6 protein-coding genes are annotated in these 6,405 nt (G+C 72.0%); 3 read left to right on the top strand and 3 right to left on the bottom strand.

Translation table 11 applies throughout. The annotated features are described in order from the left end of the window. Together C665_RS04860 and C665_RS04855 are read right to left on the bottom strand one after the other, a co-directional pair. On the bottom strand, positions 1–1,157 hold a 1,157-nt coding region (locus C665_RS04860; RefSeq protein ID WP_004301456.1), incomplete at its 3' end, for an ABC transporter permease. Next, positions 1,154–1,831: an ABC transporter ATP-binding protein gene (locus tag C665_RS04855; protein ID WP_004301454.1), complete on the bottom strand. Its 678-nt coding sequence runs from the start codon at positions 1,829–1,831 to the stop codon at positions 1,154–1,156. The genes C665_RS04855 and C665_RS04860, both read right to left, overlap by 4 nt. Positions 1,832–2,098: 267 nt before the next feature. Here C665_RS04855 and hpnC point away from each other — a divergent pair, with 267 nt between their 5' ends. From hpnC to hpnE, 3 genes are all read left to right on the top strand, one after another. Further along, positions 2,099–2,947 (top strand): squalene synthase HpnC, encoded by an 849-nt coding sequence (gene hpnC / locus C665_RS04850; protein WP_004301452.1) that lies wholly within the window; start codon positions 2,099–2,101, stop codon positions 2,945–2,947. Then, the gene (gene hpnD / locus C665_RS04845; RefSeq protein WP_004301450.1) at positions 2,944–3,777 is read left to right on the top strand and encodes a presqualene diphosphate synthase HpnD; all 834 of its coding nucleotides are present in this window, start codon (positions 2,944–2,946) and stop codon (positions 3,775–3,777) included. The genes hpnC and hpnD overlap by 4 nt, the downstream gene beginning before the upstream one ends. Positions 3,778–3,844: 67 nt before the next feature. Next, entirely contained in the window at positions 3,845–5,170 is a 1,326-nt protein-coding gene (gene hpnE / locus C665_RS04840) for a hydroxysqualene dehydroxylase HpnE (protein ID WP_004301447.1), read from the top strand. Positions 5,171–5,266: 96 nt separating this feature from the next. Here hpnE and C665_RS04835 read toward each other — a convergent pair whose 3' ends face one another. Continuing rightward, positions 5,267–6,403 (bottom strand): M14 family metallopeptidase, encoded by a 1,137-nt coding sequence (locus tag C665_RS04835; RefSeq protein WP_040828587.1) that lies wholly within the window; start codon positions 6,401–6,403, stop codon positions 5,267–5,269. Positions 6,404–6,405: the final 2 nt, after the last annotated feature.

Genomic DNA, 6,405 nt, shown 5'->3' with positions numbered 1-6,405 from the left:
GCACGCGCCGGCAGCCAGGTGCCGGCGACACCGGCGGCCACGCCCAGCAGCAGGTAAGCCAGGCCCGCCGCGGGGTCGAACGCCAGCTGTGGCGCCACGCCGCGGAAGAAGCCCGCGCCGAGGTCGCCCCCCACCAGGCGGAAGGCGCCCGCCGCGAGGGCGTGGCCGAGCACGACCCCGAGCAGCCCGCCGACCACGCCCACCGTTGCGCCCTCGGCAAGCAGACCGCGCATCAGCTCGGCGCGCACCAGACCGAGCGCGCGCAGCAGCGCGAACTCGCGCCGCCGCCGCGCCACCGACAGCAGCTGCGTGGAGAACACGAGGAAGCCGCCGGTCAGCAGCGCGATCGCCGCCAGCATGGTCAGGTTCACCCGGTATGCGCGCGACAGCGAGCCGAGCTCGCCCGCTGCCGCCTCGGGTGTGCGCAAGGCGATCCCCGGTGGCAGCAGGGCGGACAAGGCCGCCTGCGCCGCCGCCGGGGAAACGCTCTCGGCCAGGCGCAGGTCGATCCGGCTCAACACGCCGATGCGTGCGAAGGCCTGCTGCGCTGCGCCGAGGTCCATGACGCCGAGCACGCCGCCTGCGCCAGGCACCCGCCCACCCGCCTCGAGCACCAGGCGGCGCACGCCCGACTGCACCGCGATGCGGGCGTCGACGAGCGCCGGCGGCAGCACCTCGCCTTCCATGGAGCGCCCCGGCGCGGAAAGGCGCTGCCGGGCGTCGTCGCTCAGGAACACCACGCCGGGACGCAGTGCCGCGAAGCGCAGGTCCCCGCCGCCCTCTGCCAGCGGCATCAGCCCGGGCTGCACGCGCAGCACCCGGAAGAGGTCCACGCCGAGAATGCGCAGGCTCTCCTCGCGCCCGGGCAGGCGCGCCTCGATCTCCAGCACCGGACTCGCCGCCGCCACTTCGGGCCGGCGCGCCAGGGTGGCGAACAAGGCCTCGTCGAACCCGTCGCGCGGCCCCACCACCTGCAGGTCGGCCTTGCCCGCCACCGCGCGCATGCCGCGGCCGAACTCGTCGAGCGCGGCACCGTGGATCAGATGCACCGCCAGCCCCAGCGCCACGCCGAGCGCGATCGCCAGCAGCGACAGGGCGCTCGCCAGGCGGCGGCGCAGCAGGCTGGCCAGGAAGATGCGTCGAAGAGGCACGCTCACGGATGCCCCGTGACGTCATGCAGCCCGTCGGCTCGAAGTTCCAGCACGCGGTCGGCGCGCGCCGCCGCGCTGCGCGAGTGCGTGACCATGACGCCGGCGGCGCGGCTGTCGCGGATCTGGCCGAGCAGCAGGTCGAGTACCTCGCTCGCTCGCCCCGGGTCGAGGTTGCCGGTGGGCTCGTCCGCCAGCACCAGGTGAGGCCGATGTACCAGCGCGCGCGCGATCGCCACGCGCTGCAGCTCACCCCCGGACAGTTGCTGCGGCGGATCCGGCGCGCGCGCGCGCAGCCCGACGCGGCCGAGCATCTCTTGTGCGCGGCGCGCGGCCTCGGCCTCCGCGATGCCGAGCAGCCACAAGGGGAGCGCCACGTTCTGCAGCAGGTTCAGGTGGGGCAGGATGTGGAAAGCCTGGAACACGAAACCGAAGTGACTACGGCGCAGGCGCGCCATGGCGTCGTCGTCGAGGCGCTCGATGGGTGTTTCGCCGACCCGGATCGTGCCGCCGTCGATCGGTTCCAGGCCGGCGATGCAGTTGAGCAGGGTCGACTTGCCCGAGCCCGACTCGCCGACGATCGCCACGCACTCCCCTGCCTTGACCCGCAGCGCAAGGCGCTCGAACAGCACGCGCGCGGGGGCGCCGGGCAGGATGCGGGTGACGTCGTCGAGCTGCAGCATCGGAAGGCCTCGTGGCACGGGGCTGGAGAGCGGAATGATGGACGCCATTGTGTCATTGCCCTGCGCAAAAGGTTCGCGGCTTGCGCCGCTCCTGCATGCGCTTCCCGGTGCGATGCCTCCGGTAGGAGCGCCGCAAGGCGCGAATGCGGCGGTGGAGATTGCGAAGCCCCCATTGGCGAACCGCCGTGTTCGCGGCTTGCGCCGCTTCTCCACGGGGCGTGCGGATATACTGCGGCACCCTGCGGATCCCGCCGCTCCTTTGCCCCGATGCCGGTCGAGCACTACGAGAACTTCCCTGTCGCCTCACTGCTGTTGCCGGCCCGCCTGCGCGAGCCGGTGGAGGCGATCTACGCCTTCGCGCGCGGGGCCGACGACGTCGCCGACGAGGGCGACGCGCCCGCGGTGGCGCGGTTGGCGCGCCTGCACGACTACCAGCTCGGGCTCGAGGCCTGCGCGCAGGGCCGGCCGGTGGCCGACGCGACGCTGGCGCCGATGTTCGCCCGCCTCGGCCGTGCGATACATACCCATGCGCTGCCGCTGCAGCCTTTCCGCGACCTGCTCGACGCCTTCATGCAGGACGTCGGCAAGACGCGCTACGCCGACTTCGCAGAGCTGCGCGACTACTGCCGGCGCTCGGCCGACCCGGTGGGGCGCCTGATGCTGCATCTGTATGGCGCGGCGGACGCGGAGAACCTGCGCCGCTCGGACGCGATCTGCACCGCCCTGCAGCTGATCAACTTCTGGCAGGACGTCGCGGTCGACTGGGAAAAGCGGCGCATCTACCTGCCGCTCGACGATCTCGCCCGCTTTGGCCTCGACGAGCCCGCGCTCGACGCGCTCGCCCGCGGCGAACGCAGCCCGGGCGAGGACTGGCGCGCGCTGATGGCCTTCGAGGTGCGGCGTGCTCGCACGATGATGCTCGACGGCGCCCCGCTCGCCCGTACCCTGCGCGGGCGCGTCGGCTGGGAGTTGCGACTGGTCGTGCTGGGCGGGCTGCGCATTCTCGAAGGGATCGAGGCGGTCGGCTACGATGTCTTCCACCACCGCCCCGCGCTTGGTCGCGGCGACTGGGCGCGCCTGGGCTGGCGCGCGCTGAATTACGGAAAACTCGGATGAATCCACACGACTACTGCCAGGACAAGGCCGCCAAGAGCGGCTCGAGCTTCTACTACAGCTTCATGTTCCTGCCCGCCGAGCGCCGCCAGGCGATCACCGCCCTGTACGCTTTCTGCCGCGAGGTGGACGACGTGGTCGACGAATGCCACGACCTCTCGCTCGCGCAGACCAAGCTCGAGTGGTGGCGCCAGGAGGTCGGGCGCATCTACGGCGGCCTGCCCACCCACCCTGTCGGACATGCGCTCAAGGACGTGCTGAAGGGCTTCCGCCTGCCGCAGGAGCAGCTGCTCGAGATCATCGACGGCATGGCGATGGACCTGTCGCAGACGCGCTACCTCGACTTCAAGGGCCTGCAGCTCTACTGCTACCGCGTCGCCAGCGTCGTCGGCCTGCTCGCTGCCGAGATCTTCGGCTACCAGGACCGCCAGACGCTCAAGTATGCGCACGACCTCGGGCTGGCCTTCCAGCTCACCAACATCATCCGCGACGTCGGCGAGGACGCCCGCCGCGGGCGCATCTACCTGCCGATCGAGGACCTGCAGCGCTTCAACGTGCCCGCCAAGGATCTCCTCGAGGCGCGCTACTCCGACGCCTTCCGCGAGCTCATGGCCTTCCAGGCCGAGCGCGCGGAGAAGTTCTACGACCAGGCCTTCGCCCAGTTGCCCGCGATCGACCGCAAGGCGCAGCGCCCCGGCCTGGTGATGGCGGCGATCTACCGCACCCTGCTGCGCGAAATCGCGCGCGACGGTTTCCTGGTGCTCGACCGCCGCACCTCCCTGACCCCGCTGCGCAAGGTGTGGCTCGCGGGCACGACCTGGTTCCGCGCATGAGCACGCCCGCAGGGAAGCGCACCCAGCGCGCGGGACCGAGCTGGCACGGCAGCCGGAACCTCCGGCCATGAGCGTGCCGGTCGTCGCCATCATCGGCGCGGGCTACGCCGGGCTCGCCTGCGGGGTCGAGCTGGCCCGCGCCGGGGTGCATGTCACCGTGTTCGAACGCTCGCACACCATGGGCGGACGCGCCCGCGTGGTGCACAAGGACCACCACTGGCGGGTGGACAACGGCCAGCACATCCTGATCGGCGCCTACAGCGAGCTTACCCGCCTGCTGCGCCTCACCGGCGTGTCGCCCAAGCAGCTCGCCCACCTGCCGCTGACCCTGCACGTCCCCGGCCGCCTGCACCTGAAGGCCGCGTCCCTGCCGGCGCCTTTCCACCTCGCCGTGGGGTTGCTGCGTGCGCAGGGGCTGCACTGGGCCGACCGCCTGGCGATGCTGCGCCTCATGCTCTGGTTGAAGCGACGCGGCTTCCGCCTGGCCGATCCGGGGATGACGGTCGACGCCCTGCTCGCCGAGACCCGCCAGACTCCGACCCTGTGCCAGCTGATCTGGGAGCCGCTGTGCGTGGCGGCGCTCAACACCCCGGCCGCCGCGGCCTCGGCCCAGGTCTTCGCGAACGTGCTGCGCGACAGCCTCGGTGCGGGTGCCGCCGCCAGCGAGCTGCTGCTGCCGCGCACCGACCTGTCCGAGCTCTTCCCGGTGCCGGCGGCGCGCTACATCGGTGTGCGCCGCGGCAGGCTGCGCACCGGCAACGCGATCGAGGCCGTCGAACGGGTGGCCGGCGGCTACCGCCTCGACGGCGACCCCGGCAGCCACCCCTGGCCTCACGTGGTGGTGGCCACCGCGCCCTACCATGCCGGAGCGCTGCTCGCCTCCGTCGGCGGTTGCGAGCGCCTGGTGGCGCAGATCGACGCGCTCGAGCACGAGCCGATCGTGTCCGTCTATCTCGCCCTCGGACGCGGCCAGCAGCTCCCCGAGCCGATGATCGGCCTGGCCTCGGGCAGCACCGCCGGGCCGGCGCAGTGGGTCTTCGACCGCGGCCAGCTCGGCGGGCCGGAGGGCCTCTTCTCGTGCGTGATCAGCGCCCACGGCCCGCACGAGGCGCTCGCGCGCGACGAGCTCGTCCTCGCGGTGCACGCCCAGCTCGAACGCCAGCTCGGTCGCCGTCTGCCAGCCCCGGAGTGGTCGCAGGTCATCGTCGAAAAGCGCGCCACTTTCGCGTGTCGGCCAGGCGTCTTCCGCCCCGGCATCCGCACCCCGCTGCCCGGACTGTGGCTGGCCGGCGATTACCTGGATTCGGACTACCCCGCGACGCTGGAATCCGCGGTGCGCTCGGGTGTGGCCTGCGCGACCGCGATCCTCGCCGAGATCGGGCACAAGGCCTGATCCGCTCGGTGAATCCGGCCGCGGCCTCGCGGCCGTGAAGCGGGGACGCAGCTGCACGTCGCCGCCACGTCCACTCGCCACCGCCTCCCCTCCCGATCAGCCTTCGCCGCCCTCACGCAGGTGGCGCAGGATCGGATCGAGCATGGCCGCGCCCAGGCGCTTGCTGCGCGCACCGTTCCAACCGACGTGGCCGTCGGGCAGGATGATGTTGTCCTTGAACGGCATCTCCAGGGTCAGCGACACGCAGCCGAACTGGTTGGCGACCCACTTGCTCGCCAGCGTCAGCAGTTCCTCGCCGAAGCGGCCGGGCTTGTAGCCCTCCTGCGTCTGGAAGTCGGGGCTGACCATGAGGAGGGTCTCGACGAAGCGCGCCTGCGCGGCCGCCGCCGCGGCGGTGAAGCCAGGCACCTCCTCGGCGGTGGAGAAGAACACGTAGGGCAGCGACTCGTCGCCGTGGATGTCGAGGAAGAGCGCGCAGCCGGTGCGCTCCATTTCCGCGCGCACCAGGAAGACCTCGGGGCTGGCGACGGGGTCGGGCGCGCGCCATTCGCGGTTGAGGTTGCGCCCGGCGGCGTTGGTGCGCAGGTTGCCGCGCACCGCGCCGTCCGGGTTCATGTTCGGCACGATGTGCAGCACGGCGTGCTCGCGCACCTTGCGCGCGACCGGGTCGGCATTGTCGAGCAGGCGCTCGAGGAGGCCCTCGACGAACCATTCCGCCATGGTCTCGCCGGGATGCTGGCGCGCGATGATCCACACCGGCACCCGTCCCGGCGCGTCGCGCCCGACCGTCACCACGTCGAGGTCCCGCCCATCCACCGTACTGCCGAGGTTGCGCACGCGGGCGTGGGGCGAGAGCTCGACGCGCGCGAGCAGGTCGAGGTGACGCTCGTGCGAATAGGGCTCGAAGTAGGCGTAGTAGAGGCTGTCGCGCTCGGGCGTGTGCTCGACGATCAGCTGCCCGTCCTCGTAGCGCGTGCCGGCGATGCGGAACCAGTTCTGGCGGTCGTAGGAGGCGACGCAGCGGTAGTCCCGCCATCCGTCCGGATAGGCCGCGCCCGCGGCGTTCTCGAACACCATGCGCACCGGCTTGCCGGCCGCGCCCATCAGGCGGAAGTGGAACCACTGGTGGAAGTCGGCGGCGTTGTCCTTGCGCAGGCGCAGGCGGATGTCGGCCGGATCGTCGAGGCGCACGACCTCGATCGCGCCGGAGTCGAAGCTGGAGCTGATCTTCAGCA

The organism is Thauera aminoaromatica S2, from assembly GCF_000310185.1.
Lineage (GTDB): Bacteria > Pseudomonadota > Gammaproteobacteria > Burkholderiales > Rhodocyclaceae > Thauera > Thauera aminoaromatica.
The sequence above is the reverse complement of the archived record's forward strand: the minus strand, read 5'-3'. Positions and strand labels throughout refer to the sequence as shown.